Consider the following 15295-nt stretch of genomic DNA (forward strand, 5'->3'; position numbering starts at 1 on the left):
TATTATTTAAGATTTAATATTATTTGAGTTGATTTTCCAACGTTGATTCCTTGTGGGAAGTCAATGTTTGATTCAAGAATGTTATTCCCTGTATTGATTTTTATCTTTCCACTCTTTTGCTGATGAAGAGGATCAGAAACTTGAAGTACAGCCTCTTCATTATTTAGGGATAGCATGGCAATAACAGGTACATCACTTTCCAAGCTGATTCCACCTTTTAGCGATACTGATCCTTTCTTATAGAAGACCATCATATATGTGTTGGCATCAATTTGAATAGCTTGTTGTCCATCATTGTTTTGGATGATAAGTGGGAATTTCTCTTCACAGATTTCTTTTAGCGTATTGAGTTCAACCCCAGGGATTACCAGATAGGAGTAATCGGCTTGATCAGGGTGTTTGCCATGTGATAAGGAGAGCTGAAAAATGGAGGTTTCTTCCAATTGGCTTTCCTTGTTACTTGGATTGACATAACGGCCATCCAGGTCTGCCCAGTTACCAGTTCTATCTTCGGCAAATAGCAACAGTGAACTTTCTTTTTTTGTTGGGAAAATCAGGTAAGCTGTACCATCATGATAAACCCACGAAGTTTTCTGGATGTTTTTGAACTTAAGATTTGAAGATTTACCATCCTTAATCTTTCCTTTTTTGCCATTGATATTGTAATGAATCGATCCGTTTCTGATACTTTGATTCAGTGTTGTCCATACATCGAAATCATCATCTTTGTTTTTCCTAATGCTGTTTCCTAAGGCTAGAAGCACATTGTCATAGGTAAAGTATGCTTTGTTGGCTTGCAGGTTTGCATAGTTATTGACGCGATCGTATTGAAAGGTAGCAATCCCTTTTTTGTTGGCTGCCAATCCGCCGGCAAATTGATTTTTACTTTTACTTTCATGTCCCCATGGACTCAATGGCAACTTTCCTCTTTTTTGAAGAGCAGTAATTCCTGGTAAAGCGCGCCAATTCCATCCAATACGTGCTTTGTCGTATTCTTTTCCATTTCGGTAGATCATGGTAGAACCATCACCACTAAAGAAGTTGTTTTTCCCGTGAGCCCTTTCACTTTCAGAGGTTTCGCATCCAGTAGTTCGGTTTGATAACATCTTGATTGAGAAGTAAGCATTAGGGGTGCTATGTATCAACAAATCTGTATTCCAGAAATACTTGGTGGAATCAAGTGTTGCGGTGTGTGTTGCCCCCTGTTTTTGAAGAAGTGTTTTTAATTCAGCTTCTCTTTCAAATGTATATGGAGCAACTGCCATCAGTTTGGTGATGTTTTTCTTCATCTCTCCATTATCAGCCGGAGCTTTTTTCAATGCATTGTGTCTTCCTGCTAAGTTCAGGGCCGCACGGTTTTTAAAATGATACCACTGTATGCCATCCAGATAATAGTCAGCAATTGTGTTCCATTCTTTTTCTGTAAGAGCCCATTGGGTTCCCTTTGTTGCTTCCGCATAGTTAAGAACATGGTTGATCCAGTGAACTCCATAGCCAACCCAGTAATTTTGCGCACCTCCTGCGTTGTGTTGAATCCACGATCCATCAGTAGTAAAGCCAGTTGGCAAATATGTCTGAGTATTCACTACTCTGGGAAACTGTTCTTTTACAATTTCGTGTACCCAATCCATCTCGCTTTCGTTTTCTGAACAGGAAGCTATGGCTGTCATGCCCCACAAGCGGTAACCTACATTGCCACCTCTGTTATGACCTTCGTGTTTATCAAAGACCTTAGGGCTTTTGCCATTATACCAGCACCAGTGACTAAATTCACTAATGCTTTGAATCAGCGTGTCTATTGTACCTGCCATGGCTGGATTTGACTCTCTCTCTTTTATCATGTCATTATAGATAACCAACTCAATGGCAGCCATCGCTCTTAGCGTTTCAAAAGGCACACTTGAATTTATATTTTGGACGATGATTGATCCAATATTGCAAGGAACTGTAAATGGCCTTTCGCAATTCCTTTTTGTTGGGTTGTGTTGCTTTGTTGTAATCAATGGCTAATTGAGTGATTCGCCCTCTAATATGTTTTGTTTGGGGAGTTTCATCGGAAAAACTACCATCGTCCTGAAGTAAGGAGAGTATTTTTTCTGTGTTTAGAGATTCTCCCTTTGCGGATAACTTATTCCCTTGGTGCGCTGTTCTTATTTTTTGAAGATCTGCATTTCCTTTTTCCTGTGACGAGGCACTTGTAGACAAAAGTAGACAGGCAAAAAATGTGAAACAGATGGTGTGGATCCTGTTCATATGATTCTTGTTTTTTTGTTAATGATTCCTGGCATCTCCCGACTATTTCAACCATCAAATTTTGTCTTTGGAAGGTTGAATTAGTAATAAGCTTCCCAGTGTTGTTTTTTCATTGCATCATAGAGAGATTCTTTGTTCATTCTTGCGTGATTCTTCTATGAGTTGCATTTAAAATTATGAATTGCGTCCTGTGAGATGGAGGACTTTTTCATTTCTGGTACTATTCCTATAGGAAAGTTTTGTAAGTATAAGTAATTCAGGGCTTAAGTGGAGGTGTGTTATGGGTTTCAAAAAATGCGACTAGCTTAATTTTCTTGTTGTTAGAAGTGTAGCAATTGTTCGGAGAATTATGGATGGGAAGAAAGCGGATTATCTCCATATAAATCAAGTTGTTTTGTGGTGGATGTCGGTAAGGTGCAGATAACCAAAAAGAAAGATGTATTAACAGGAATTATTAATGATGTTTTCCAAGTGTGTAAAATCGTACGGAAGATATTGTACGATTTTTTAAAACTTGGTATATCAGTGTGTTTTCGGGCTTCTTGCTTTACTGATGTGCCGAAATGGATATTTGGGACAGACTTGGTTTGTGTGAGGTAATGCTTTCTGGTATCTTGAAATCGTTTTCAGGAGCAATTAAGTGCTCTGAATTGTTGTTTATTGACCCCCTTGTAAGTATGGGTATAATATTTTTAAAATAGAAGAAAATGATGCGATTATTTGGACTGGTATTTCTTGTGCTTTCTTTATGGGCATGTAATGCAAAATCTGAAAAAGAAAATTGGTATGAAATATCGAAATTACTGTTTGAAGATTCCTTTAGCGATGGTAGTTTGAACAATTGGATTTGTGAAATTCAGGAAGATTCATGCAGCTCAGTTTTGGTGAAAGACGGAAAGATGGATATTGATGTTTGTAAGGGAGCTTCCATTTGGCTGGATCAATATTTCGAGGGTGGAGTCTTAATTGAATATGATGCGACAGTAATTGGAAAAAATGGTCCAAATGATAGGGTGAGTGATTTGAATTGCTTTTGGAATGCGACTGATCCTAGAAATCCGGAGGACTTGTTTAACTCTCCCCGAAAGGCATCAGGAATGTTTCACGATTACGATACCTTGCAATTATACTATGTGGGAATGGGAGGTCATAACAATACGAAGACTCGTTTTCGTCGTTATGCAGGAGATGGAAACAAGCCTCTTCTTACTGGACATGACTTGTCTGCTCCTGATGTATTAATTGAAGCAAACAAGACCTACAGAATTAAGCTAATTGCTTTAAATGGACGAGTACAGTTTATCCGTGATGGAGCAATAATATATGATTTTAAGGATGAGGATGCCTATGAAAAGGGTTGGTTTGGAATACGAACCATCAACAACCATATGAGTGTTGATAATGTGAAGGTATATCAGATTAAAAGGAAAGATGAGTAAGACATATAGAAAAAGCATCAGCTTGCTAATCATAGCATGGCTATCGGTAGTAATGGTTACGGCTCAGAAAGTGACCCGAGTGGGAGGCCTGAATGAATAGGTGTTGGCATTAGAGTCAGATAATCAGGAGATAAGCTTGAAAATATAGAATACGATAATGAAAGAAAGATTGAAAATTAGATTGGGAGATCTTGTGTTGGTGGTCTTGATGATTATTCTTTTTGCAGGAACTATCCGCAATTCACAGGCACAAAATGTGAAGAGCCATCCTCGTGTATTTTTCCAGAAGGATGAATTGAAAGAATTTGCCAATATGCGTTTAACAACGCACGAAACTGAATGGGAGAGTTTACTCCTGATTTGTGAGAAGCTAAATAAAATGGAGCCCATAGAGCCCCCAAAATCGAAGCTGGTATTTTCATTTCCTGAAAAACTAGCAGCAGTGGCATTGGTGCAATTATTGGATCCGAAACAAAAATATCAGGAGACTTTCGAGAAGCATTTCTGGCCCATCCTGAAATGGAAAGAATGGGACAAATGGATAGAAGGAAAAGGCAAAGGTCCTGGAGGAGATTTGGGAATTGCTCAAGCTATAATTGCACTGACAGCTTCTTATGATTGGCAATATCAGAATTTTACGAAGAAAGAACGTAAATACATTAATCAGAGGCTTGTTCGTATTGCTCACCATTTTTATGAAGATTATTCAAGGTTCCACACAAACAATTTTGCGATTCTGAATTGCAATCACGGGACCAATGTATATGCCGCCTTAAGTGCTGTTTTGTATGGTGTTGACGATGTACCACGAGAATATCAGAAGGAGTGGACAGATTGTTTGGAGCACAAATATGAAACGCTAACAAGTCAGATGAATTCCTTGATGAGTGATGGTTTTAGCGATGAAGGAGCAACCTATTTCATGTTTCAGTTGAAAACCTATGTCCAGTGGATGGAATTGCGCAGAAATGCATTGGAGAAAGGCTATGGAGAACCTTACCAGAGTTTGGATTGGTTTAAAAATGCGTCAGCCTATTGTATGTATTCTATCTTGCCTGGCGGAAAGGATAACTTTGGAGGCCTGGCAAGATATGCCGATGCAAATCCTAAGTTTTGGGGAAATCCATACTCGGTATTTCCGGCATTGGCTAAGAATTTAAAAGATCCTCTTGCACAATGGTTGTCTTCAAAGCTTGAACTAAGAGAGGTTGAGCTATGGCGTGCTGAGAAGAATACAGAAAAAGATCAGGACCAGAAATCCAATTACGATGTATGGAGATACATTTGGAAAGATGGATCAGTACCTGCTGTTGATTTGAACACATTACCTAACTGGCGATTTTTTGAGGATGCCGGAATGTATGTTTGGCGCTCTTCCTGGAAAAATGATGCCAGCTACTTTACCATTAAATCGGGTCAGCATTACCAGGGGCATGGACATCCTGATGACGGACAATTCATGTTGCACAGGGCAGGGGTTCCCTATATTATTGACATGGGATATTCCAATCCAAAATATACTCATGAGCACAATGTCCTGTTGGTAAATGGAGAAGGCCAGGTTGGCGATGGTGATGTTTGGTGTGAGTTTGGTGAATATCCAGGCAACAAAGCAATTTGGGGTAAAACGGATGTTATCATTAGTACCGGAAATCAAAATGAGTATGATTATTTCAACCTGGTTTGTGATCCTTCAAATATGTACCCATCCAAGGATTTGAACTTCTGGCATCGCGAAGTGCTTGCTTGCAATGGATTGTTTTTAATTCGTGACGAAATGCAAGCAAAAAAGGAAGTGGATTTTGATTTGCTTTTGCACTCTTATGCCAGCAGGAAAGGAAAGAAAGATGCTTATGAATATGCCAAGGATAGAGAGGTAAATCCATTTCATTCAAAAGAGAATAAGGAGTGGTTGATCGATCCAAGAAAAGGGAAAGCTCCTTTGCTATTGGTGAAAGATCTTTCTCAATCCAACTGGAGTGATTCTGTAGAAGAGGCTTGGTTTTACGACAATTATCTTCGTAAGAAAGATGGTCTTGGTCATGTTCAGTTGGGGCATGTGTTAAAAAGAAGACAAAAGGCGAAAGAGGCTAGTTCCCTTTTACTCTTAGGTTTTCAGGATCAATTGGAGGGCAAAAAAGTTGTGCGCTTGCCAGAAGGTGAAGGGCTTCAAATTCAGAATGAGAAGGGGGATATCCTAACAGAGATCTCCTGGAGTGAAAAAGCATCTCTGTCTCAGCTGAAATTTACCGGTGATATGGCAGGGATTCAGTTTGACAAGCAGAAAGCAATTGAATGGTTCGGAAGGGATATCCATAAAGTAAGCCATGGCGAGAAGAGATTGCTTGTGTCAGATAAAAAGATTTCCGTGCATGCTTTTATCAAAAAGGAGTGCATGGTGATAGATTTTAATTCGAAAGAACAAGCACAGCTAAGCCTGGCTGTTCCAGCTCAACCAGTCTATGCTGAAATTAATGGTCGTAAAATCGATTACCATTATGAGAATGGTGCATTGACATTCCACCTGGATGGAGGAAAGGCGCAAAAACTGGAAGTGAAATTTGTAATATAGAGCCAAAAGAGGATGCTGTATGTGGATACAGGCATCCTCTTTTATATTATAAATAGCTAACAATGAAACGTCCATGATTAAATAATTATTAACTCAAACACAGTAATGATTATTTAATTTATGGTAATGAAAAGAAAATTATAAACTGATGAAAAAGAATGTTTTGTTATTACTGATGCTGATGTGTTGTACTTGCATGTTGAGTTACGCACAGTACATCGGTTTGGAAAATTCCGTTCCCGCGGGATGGAGCACTAGCTCTGGTTCCAGCCTGACAATGAGTAATACTCATTATAAGTTGGGATCTCAATCGGTAAAGTGGGATTGGAATCAGGGGGCAGAGTTGAATATTTCAAATCCTCCTAACATTAATACGGCAGTGACTACCTATAAGGGGGGATTGATGTTGTGGGTCTACAATGAAACGCCTGTTGATCGTACCATCAGATTTGAGTTCGGAAAAGGAAGTAGTGTAGACTATTACTTCGATTATGGGATCAATTTTAAAGGATGGCGTGCCTGTTGGATTCGCTTTAAAGATGACATGAGTGGTCCCAAAAGCAATCAGAGTTTGGATTATATGAAAATCATTGCCCCTTCTGATGTAGAAAGTGGCTCACTCTGTTTCGATAGAATGATGTTTCCAAGTACTCGCATTCACGACAGGGTAACACCAGATAAGCAGCTGCCTTACATTAATCCTTCGATGAACTACAATCATTGGGCTGCACTTTGGTATTGGTACGATAATTATACTCACGATATTGCATTGGCACCGAGTGTGAGTGCTGAGGAGCAGAAGGCTTTTGATGCCATCAAAGAGGAGATGGTGTTGGCTTACCAGGGAACCCAGCCAACAGCATCTAAGGTTGCCACGGTTAAGGAGAAGTTTAGAAGTTTTGATATTCAAAGATTGGATGGACAGATTACAGGACGTCCATACGTAAGCGATGATGAGTATAACCAGTCTATTGGTGACGTTAAGATGGATCAGGTTGGCCCGGTTTTACAAGACCTTGCCAGATATACTTTCACAACAAGGATGAAGAGGCAAAACAAATGTTTTACTATCTTCTGGATTATGTGATGGATCAAGGGCTGAATGTTGGTAGTGGTATGGGAACCAACCATCATTATGGATATAACTTTAGAGAGTTTCCTCCTGCTGTTTTTCTGATGAGGGATGCCTTGAAAGCTGATGGCAGATTGGATGAGGCCGTTGCCATGCTGAATTACTGGACAGGTATTCAGGAGTACAGAATTGAACCGGAAGTTGGAACTTTGCAAGGGCTGATGGATAGCTGGAATACTACGGTTATTCCTCGTTTAATTGCGGTGATGACTATGGATGATTCTCCTGAAAAAGCCCGCGAAATGAAAGCCATTAAACGCTGGATGGATATTTCTCTGAAGATTGTTCCAGGTACAATGGGCGGTATCAAAGAGGATGGTTGCGGATTCCACCATGGAGGTTTGTATCCTGCCTATAGTAAGGGAGGATATGCCGGAGTAGGCACCTACCTTCGTTTTGTAAATGGTACTTGTTATGCGCTTTCCGATGAGGCCAGAAGAAATTTTGGGAAAGGAATAATGGCTATGCGCAACTACTCCAATCTTTTGGATTGGGGATTTGGGATTTGTGGTCGTCATCCTCTGGCTGGTACCATTAGCAGTGGAATGAAAAATGCCTATGCCTATTTGGCTAAATCAGGGAATCCGGACACGGGTGAAGATATTTGGACTGAGATGCTCAGGCTATATGAGATTAGAAAGCTCAAATACCGCTTTCAAGAAAGAGTTCGCAGGTATGGGAATTAGCGCGGAAGAGGCGCCAAGTGGGAACTTCACCTACAACTATGGAGCTTTGGGCATTCATCGTCGTGACAATTGGATGGTGAGTGTCAAAGGATACAATAAACATGTATGGGGATCTGAAATCTATTCGAAAGATAACAGGTATGGTCGTTACCAGAGTTATGGAACTGTACAGGTAATCGGAAGCGGTGATCCTGTAAATTCTTCGAAAAGTGGGTTTGTTGAAAATGGTTGGGATTGGAATCGTTATCCAGGAGCTACCAGCATTCACCTTCCTTTGAATTTGCTGGATAGCCCAAACAGCGGAACCTTGATGGAGAAATCGGATGAAGGGTTTACCGGAGCTTCGAACTTGAGTGGTGAGAATGGTATTTTTGGAATGAAGCTGAGGGAAAAGGATAGAACCAATTTCACAGCTGATCATCAGGCCAACAAGTCGGTGTTCTGTTTCGAAAACCGAATCATCTGTTTAGGTTCTGATATTTCAAACTCCAACTCGCAATATCCTACGGAAACAACATTGTTCCAGGTAAATCTTACAGATCAATCTACAGCCATGTATGTTGATGGGAGCAATGCCATTACAAGCTTTCCTTTGCAGCAGGATTTCAATGCAGACAAGAACCACTGGTTGGTTGATCCTGTTGGGAATGCCTATTGGTTGAAATCAGGTGCACACTTGAAAATTTCAAGAGCTACGCAAGATTCTCGTCACAATAAAACCAAGGCTACTACTCAGGGTGATTTTGCCAGCGCCTGGATCGATCACGGAACCTCACCTTCGAATCAAACCTATGAATATGTTATTCTTCCGCAAGCTGATGTGGCAGCAATGGAAGCCTTTGCTGCGAATATGAGTCAAGCGGAAACTGCTGCCTATAAGGTGTTAAAGCAAGATCAGAATGCTCACATTGTATGGGATCGTGCTACAAATACCATTGGCTACGTGTTCTTTGCTGCAAGTTCAGAATTATCGGATGAGTTTTTGAAGCAAATTAGTGCTTCTGCTTTGGTAATGCTACAAGCCAATGCCGAACAGGATAAATTGAACATGAGTGTTTGCGATCCTGATCTTCATATTCCTGAAATTGCCTATACTACTGCCAAAGCAAGTCAGGAGTCTGTTATTGTGATTCGCTTGAAGGGGAACTGGAAGTTGGATGGACAATTTTCTGATGCCAGCATCCTGTCGAGAACCAATACGGAAACCAAAATTCAATTCAATGTGAAAGATGGGATTCCAAGAGAGGTTAAACTGACAAAAGGTGAAGAAATCACTGACGCGGTTGCACCAGTAATCAAGCACATCCAGGTAAAAGACATTCAGGGAACTTCTGCAGGCTTAGAGTTAACCAGTAATGAAAATGGAACACTATACTGGTATGTGGATTTGGCAGCCAATGCCAAGCCACTTGCTGAACAGGTTATGAGCGGGGCTGGTTCGGTACATTTCGGACAACATGCTTGTGTGGCTAATGAAATGTGGGAAGGACAGATGAATGATCTTCAGGAGAATGAATCTTATGTGCTTCATGCCGTGGCAGAGGATGAAGCGGGAAATGTTTCCGTTCTTTCTTCTACAGACTCTTTTAGTACCGTAGTGACCGGCGTGGATGATATCGATGGTAATAAAGACTTATTGGTATATGGCAGAGATGGAAAGATTGTGATTAAATCTTCTCGACCTTTTCCCAGTGATACCATGGTACAGGTTTATGACCTTGGAGGGCGAGTGCTAAAATCAGTACTTCATAGCGATTCAAAGGAATTATGTGTTGATGTTCCCAATCCTATTGGCGTATACATCGTTCGCTTGCAAATTGATGGGCAGCTTCTGTCTAAAAAGCTCATTTTAACTAAATAACGGGAGTTTGATGTAAGGGTGTATCAGATTCTTCAAACCCTTTAAAAAATGGAATTCAAACAGCAGATGAAATGGAGGAGTATATGAAGAACCTTTCTTTAGAAGTGAATACCCCTGTTCAGATTTCATATTAAGAAAACCTTATAGGCTGAATTAGAAAATGAATTCGCCTTTATTGATTTAAGCCTAAAGCACCGCAAGAAACAATTGTACTTACCACAATTTTACCGGGTACTTTAGGCTTGATTTTTTTATAGCTTTCGCAAAAAGTTTCGATACTTACCGCAATAAGTTGCGAAAGCTATCGCAAAAAGTTGCGGTAAGTACAATTTTTAAGTCTTATAATTTAGGGAAGGCTAAGGATTTACCACTATGTCTGTCAACCGGAGTTTGCGCATCAACACTTTTCAAATATGATCGCAACTGTGTGCATAGTTTTTTAGCGATTTCAGGATGCTCATCAATCAAATTGTGTTTCTCTGCGATGTCATTTTCCAAATCGAATAGCTCTGCCTTTTCATCTTCATAGCCGTAGCAAAGTTTCCATTTGCCCATTCTAATGGAACTAAAAGGTTTAATACTTGGATAGATATCTCTTAAGCCTTTCCATGCCCAATAGTGTGGATAGTGAAAACAAAGCCCTTCAGGACGATCAAACGATCCCTTGCCGGTAAGAAGAGGTGTCAAGTCTTTTCCATCAATGGTTTTCAGGAATGCCTCAGGAGAAATTCCTGCCATTTGTAGAATGGTTGGGAAGAAATCGTCGCTGCATACAGGTTCGTCACATTGAGTGCCAGGCTTTACTTTTCCAGCCCACTTCACCATCATAGGAACCCTGATTCCTCCTTCACGGCAAGTTCCCTTTCCATCGCTAAGGGGAGCATTGGTGGTTGGATGTCCCGCATGGGTTACCAGGCCTCCATTATCCGACATGAAGATGATGATGGTGTTGTCTGCAATTTTAAGCTCGTTCAGCTTGTTCATTACAGCACCCAAGCTTTGATCCATACTGGCTACCATGGAAGCATATTTTGCTTCGGCTTCGGTTTTGCCTTCCTGAATAAATTGTTGAACCAGTTCTTTGTGCTCCTGAATCGGCGTGTGAACGGCATAGTGAGCAAAATTCAGGAAAAACGGTTTCTTCTCATTCGAAAGTTTTTCAATTAGCTGTGTTGCTTTCACTGTTAGGGCATCGGTAAGGTAGAGACTGTCTTTTGCAAACTCTTCCAGGTCGGGAACCTTGTATCCGCTGTCTTCTTTTCCGTAAGGATAATAGTAGGAGGCCGGATGACCCGCATGATGTCCTGCAATATTGTAATCGAAACCTAACTGTTTGGGATCAGCACCTGAAGTACCGGCTTTTCCGAAGTGAGCTTTCCCAATGTGTGCCGTGGTGTAGCCATGTTCGCGCAATATTTTTGGGAAGGTGATGTCTGCAGCTGTTAATCCGTTAATATTCCAATCTGGAATGAATAATTTCTGTTCCGATTCAGGAACATCATTTCCCTGTCCGGGAATCCAGTTAGTGATTTGGCTTCTGGCCGGGTTTTTCCCCGTAAGAATACTGCATCGGGTGGGCGAGCAAACCGGGCTGGCTGCATAGGCATTGGTAAACTTGATGCCCTGCTGAGCCATCAACTCCATATTTGGTGTTTTCTGGTATTTATTGTTTGGCGTTGCAGTTTTGCCAAAAGGAACCGAGGTGTCGGTCCAGCCATATCATCTACTAAGAAAAGGATGATGTTGGGAGAGCTTTCTGTTTTCGATGTGGACGTGCAAGCACCTGAAAGCAGTACTCCGGTGCAACCAATCAAACCCAGAGTATTGGTCATTTTTGTTTTAAAACGATTCATGATTTGTTTGAGTTTTATTTGAGATTTAAATCTAAAGATGAAATATGGTAAATACAAGTTTGTCGATGGAAGATGGTTCTTGGAATATGTCCCATAAATAGAAATGCTTGAATTTAGGAGGAATGAGGAGACTTACGGCATGTTCGTGGATGATATTGGAGTTCATTCGGATGATTTTACCCTTGAAGAATCGGGCTTAATAGGATATTTGGGTATTGCTATATAAAATAAATTTTTACCAAGTGAAGATATCAAAATCAATACATGCAATGTGGCCCGTAGTTTTGGGTGCATGCGCAACAGGAACAACAAACCAGGCTGCAGAGGCCAATCAAAAGCCAAATGTAATTGTGGTAGTAACCGATGACCAGGGATATGGTCAGTTGAATTTCGATCCGAATTCCTATAGTCAGGATCAGTTGAAAAATACACAGGTGACCAAGCGATATACTACGCTGTTGAGGCGGCATACAATGCAGCTCAAACTGCCATGCCAAATACTTCCCAACTGGCTAACGAGGGAATTAAATTTACCAATGCTTTTGTGGCTTCTACTACATGTGCTCCTTCAAGGGCAGCCCTGTTAACTGGAAAATACACCCAGCGTTTTGGAATCTACAACAACTACGATGCGGAAGCAGGCGTTCGTCCTGATGAGACATTCCTTTCGGAGACTTTCCAGGAGAATGGCTACAAAACTGCAATGATTGGGAAATGGCACCTGGGAGAGTTGACCATCGACTCATTGGTAGAGAAGACCAGAGACTACCATCGCGATGCGATTTACGGATGCGTGAAAAATCAGCACCCACTGAACAAGGGATTCGATTACTACTATGGTTTCAACTATCACGGAAGTAACTATTACAATGCAACCAGCTTGTTCAGAAACTATGAGCATGTAAAATCACAAGGATACATCACCGAAGAGTTTACCGATGAGGCTTTGCAATACATCGAGAAGAATCAGAAAGATCCGTTTTTCATTTACCTGTCGTATAATGCGCCACACATTCCTTTGGAGGAACAGGCTCCAAGAAAATATCAGCGATTCAATACGGGTAATCCAGAAGTGGACAACTACTACGCAACTTTGGCTGCTGTTGACGAGGGAATTGGACAAATTGTTGCCAAGCTAAAAGAGTTGAAGCTGGACAAGAACACCATGATTTTGTTTGTAAGTGATAATGGTGCCGTTGTTGATTCACCTCTACCGTTGAACGGAGCTTTTAAAGGAAACAAAGGTTTGATGTTCCAGGGAGGTATTCATGTTCCGATGTTTGCCTGGTATCCTGGAAAATATAAAGAAGGAAAAGTGATTACCGATAATGTTTCTGCCATGGACTTGTTGCCTACAGCTTTGGCTGAAGCAGGAATTGAATTGCCTAAAGGAGTTGATGGTATCGATTTGAATTCTGTAATTCGCGGTGAGAATAAGCAAGGAAACAGCAGACAGCTTTTCTGGGCTGGTACACAGGCTTACCACTGGAGTGATACCAATCTTGGTTTCTGGTCCGATTACGAAAAGTATGTGAAGGGAAGTCTTGAGATTACAACTGTTCCATCAAGCCAGTACAAGGAGTATTTGTCTGATCCGGCAGGAACCGTGTTGGAAGGTGATTACATGATGCATTACTATCCTGTGGGAGATCGTTTTGAATTGTTCCACATTAAAAATGATCCGGGCGAAGAAAATAACCTGGCTGCCCAGCATCCTGAAAAAGTGAAAAGCATGAAAGCTGCCTTCAACAAGTGGATAACTTCCATGGAAAAACCTGTGGAGTGGAAGCTTGCTACCTGGAAGAAGTTATTGCCAAAATCATAGTCGGAGTCTGATCTCAGATTTTGGAATTAAAGAAAATAAAAAGATCTTTCAAGAAATTAATAACAGATGAACAAGATAAGTAACTGTCTGCTACTGGGCGCTGGAGCATTGTTAATGCAGTCGTGTGGCGGAGGTTCCGATAAAAAGAGTGTAGAACAGGACAAGCCAAATGTCCTGTTTATCGCGGTAGATGATTTAAACGATTGGACAGGAATGTCAAAAGGACATCCCGATGTGAAAACACCAAACCTTGATCGTTTGGCGCAACGTGGGGTATATTTTACCAATGCGCATGCAGCCGTGGCTGTTTGTACGCCTTCCCGTTTGGCTGTATTGTCATCATTGAGCCCGGTGACTACGGGATGCTATACCAACAAAAGTGGAACGCCTAACCAGGAAATTTGGAACGATGTGGACTTGTTGCCTGCCTATTTCCGTCAGAACGGGTACCGTACCATGGCTTGTGGTAAGATTGAAGGACATGCTTGCTGGGCCATTGAGGATGATTTTGAGCATCAAAAGCTATGGGATGAACGCCGTCCGCGTGTGTACGGACTTACCGAGAAGATGCTGAAGGATGGAAACCGATATGGTGCTCCTGATTTTTATCCATTTCCAATGGGCGGATCGGGAACCACCAACTACAACAAAAAGAATGGAACCAACTTCCCTGGATTTTCGCTTTGTGCAGGCCCTATTGACAGGGAATATCTGCCGGAAGGCAAAATGCCCGATGAGATTAATGTGGAATGGGCCATGGAGCGATTGAAAAAAGACTATGACAAGCCTTTTATGTTGGGAGTTGGCTTTCTGCGACCTCATGTTCCGTATACCGCACCACGTGAATTCTTCGATATGTATCCGATAGATCAGATTGAGGTTCCAAAGGCAATGGAGAAGGAGTTTTCAGATATCCCAATGTATGGAAAGGCCATAGCCGAAGGGATTACCGAGCCGGGAGCAGAAATGATTATCAATACCATCAGCCCGACTTATCGCAAGGAGCTGGTGCAGGGATACCTGGCTGCCATTTCTTTCATGGATGCCCAGTTGGGACGCCTACTAGATGCCTTGGACAACAGCCAGTATGCCGATAATACCATCATTGTGCTGTGGTCTGATCACGGACAGTGCTTTGGCGAAAAGCGCAACTGGAGAAAGAACAACCTTTGGAATGAGGCAACGGTAAGCCCTATGTTGTGGGTGGTTCCGGGTGTTACTGCTAAAGGACAGGTGAGCCAGCAGGAAGTAAGCTTACTGGATATCTATCCAACACTTACCGAGTTGTGTGGCTTTGAAAGCCAGAAGCAGGTTGACGGGGAAAGTATTATTCCATTGCTTACCGATATGAAGGCAAAGCGCAAGAAGGCCGTAATCAGTAGCTGGACCCATGGAAGCCATTCAGTTCGTCGCGACAATTGGAGATACATTCGTTACTACGATGGATCGGAAGAGCTTTACGATGAGGAAAAAGACTTTGGCGAACATCATAACCTGGCTAATGATCCAAAATACAAAGAAGTGATGGAAAACTTAAGAAAATATCTACCGAAAGACATTTATCAACCTACTGATAAGAACGAAGAATTCCATATGATTAATAATAGGGTGAAAAGGTGGAGCAAGAATCCGGAAAGTATACCTGATTATCTGAATTAGGTATTGCCAAGCTTG

Annotated in this window: 10 protein-coding genes and 1 pseudogene; 8 read left to right on the plus strand and 3 right to left on the minus strand. The window is 41.4% G+C overall.

Annotated features, from left to right (window positions below; translation table 11 throughout):
* Positions 1-2 precede the first annotated feature (2 nt).
* Positions 3-1874, minus strand: a complete 1872-nt coding sequence (locus JCM15579_RS07025) for a polysaccharide lyase family 8 super-sandwich domain-containing protein (protein WP_054717756.1) — start codon at positions 1872-1874, stop codon at positions 3-5.
* Positions 1875-1887: 13 nt separating this feature from the next.
* A complete protein-coding gene (locus JCM15579_RS07030; protein ID WP_054717759.1) occupies positions 1888-2253 on the minus strand; it encodes a hypothetical protein in 366 nt (121 codons plus the stop codon).
* A 707-nt stretch (positions 2254-2960) separates the two neighbouring features.
* Between JCM15579_RS07030 and JCM15579_RS07035 the strand changes: the two genes are divergently transcribed.
* From JCM15579_RS07035 to JCM15579_RS07055, 5 genes are all read left to right on the plus strand, one after another.
* Positions 2961-3692, plus strand: a complete 732-nt coding sequence (locus JCM15579_RS07035; RefSeq protein WP_054717762.1) for a DUF6250 domain-containing protein — start codon at positions 2961-2963, stop codon at positions 3690-3692.
* Positions 3693-3849: 157 nt separating this feature from the next.
* The gene (locus JCM15579_RS07040; RefSeq protein ID WP_054717765.1) at positions 3850-6264 is read left to right on the plus strand and encodes a DUF4962 domain-containing protein; all 2415 of its coding nucleotides are present in this window, start codon (positions 3850-3852) and stop codon (positions 6262-6264) included.
* Positions 6265-6412: 148 nt separating this feature from the next.
* On the plus strand, positions 6413-7351 hold the full coding sequence (locus JCM15579_RS07045) for a chondroitinase family protein (RefSeq protein WP_083464579.1): 939 nt from the start codon (positions 6413-6415) through the stop codon (positions 7349-7351).
* Positions 7324-8082 (plus strand): chondroitinase family polysaccharide lyase, encoded by a 759-nt coding sequence (locus tag JCM15579_RS07050; protein ID WP_054717771.1) that lies wholly within the window; start codon positions 7324-7326, stop codon positions 8080-8082. Before JCM15579_RS07045 ends, JCM15579_RS07050 begins: the two co-directional genes overlap by 28 nt.
* Entirely contained in the window at positions 8024-9943 is a 1920-nt protein-coding gene (locus tag JCM15579_RS07055) for a polysaccharide lyase family 8 super-sandwich domain-containing protein (protein WP_172677389.1), read from the plus strand. The genes JCM15579_RS07050 and JCM15579_RS07055 overlap by 59 nt, the downstream gene beginning before the upstream one ends.
* Positions 9944-10282: 339 nt before the next feature.
* On the opposite strand, the pseudogene JCM15579_RS07060 reads toward JCM15579_RS07055, so the two are convergent.
* Positions 10283-11602: pseudogene (locus JCM15579_RS07060) on the minus strand (sulfatase); the annotation flags it as partial.
* 297 nt (positions 11603-11899) lie between these two features.
* Between JCM15579_RS07060 and JCM15579_RS21850 the strand changes: the two are divergent.
* The 3 genes from JCM15579_RS21850 to JCM15579_RS07075 all read left to right on the plus strand — a co-directional run bounded on the left by JCM15579_RS21850 (position 11900) and on the right by JCM15579_RS07075 (position 15280).
* Entirely contained in the window at positions 11900-12022 is a 123-nt protein-coding gene (locus tag JCM15579_RS21850) for a hypothetical protein (RefSeq protein ID WP_262493496.1), read from the plus strand.
* A gap of 219 nt (positions 12023-12241) precedes the next feature.
* Entirely contained in the window at positions 12242-13621 is a 1380-nt protein-coding gene (locus tag JCM15579_RS07070) for a sulfatase-like hydrolase/transferase (protein ID WP_262493498.1), read from the plus strand.
* Positions 13622-13687: 66 nt separating this feature from the next.
* A complete protein-coding gene (locus tag JCM15579_RS07075) occupies positions 13688-15280 on the plus strand; it encodes a sulfatase (protein ID WP_054717787.1) in 1593 nt (530 codons plus the stop codon).
* Positions 15281-15295: the final 15 nt, after the last annotated feature.

It is taken from the genome of Marinifilum fragile JCM 15579, from assembly GCF_001310955.1.
Lineage (GTDB): Bacteria > Bacteroidota > Bacteroidia > Bacteroidales > Marinifilaceae > Marinifilum > Marinifilum fragile.

Bases quoted from the DNA above. Each gene is read 5' to 3' on its own strand.
- JCM15579_RS07025 (WP_054717756.1), bottom strand. From the start codon at position 1,874: ATGGCTGCCATTGAGTTGGTTATCTATAATGACATGATAAAAGAGAGA.
- JCM15579_RS07030 (WP_054717759.1), bottom strand. From the start codon at position 2,253: ATGAACAGGATCCACACCATCTGTTTCACATTTTTTGCCTGTCTACTT.
- JCM15579_RS07035 (WP_054717762.1), top strand. From the start codon at position 2,961: ATGATGCGATTATTTGGACTGGTATTTCTTGTGCTTTCTTTATGGGCA.
- JCM15579_RS07040 (WP_054717765.1), top strand. From the start codon at position 3,850: ATGAAAGAAAGATTGAAAATTAGATTGGGAGATCTTGTGTTGGTGGTC.
- JCM15579_RS07045 (WP_083464579.1), top strand. From the start codon at position 6,413: ATGAAAAAGAATGTTTTGTTATTACTGATGCTGATGTGTTGTACTTGC.
- JCM15579_RS07050 (WP_054717771.1), top strand. From the start codon at position 7,324: ATGTTTTACTATCTTCTGGATTATGTGATGGATCAAGGGCTGAATGTT.
- JCM15579_RS07055 (WP_172677389.1), top strand. From the start codon at position 8,024: ATGAGATTAGAAAGCTCAAATACCGCTTTCAAGAAAGAGTTCGCAGGT.
- JCM15579_RS21850 (WP_262493496.1), top strand. From the start codon at position 11,900: ATGCTTGAATTTAGGAGGAATGAGGAGACTTACGGCATGTTCGTGGAT.
- JCM15579_RS07075 (WP_054717787.1), top strand. From the start codon at position 13,688: ATGAACAAGATAAGTAACTGTCTGCTACTGGGCGCTGGAGCATTGTTA.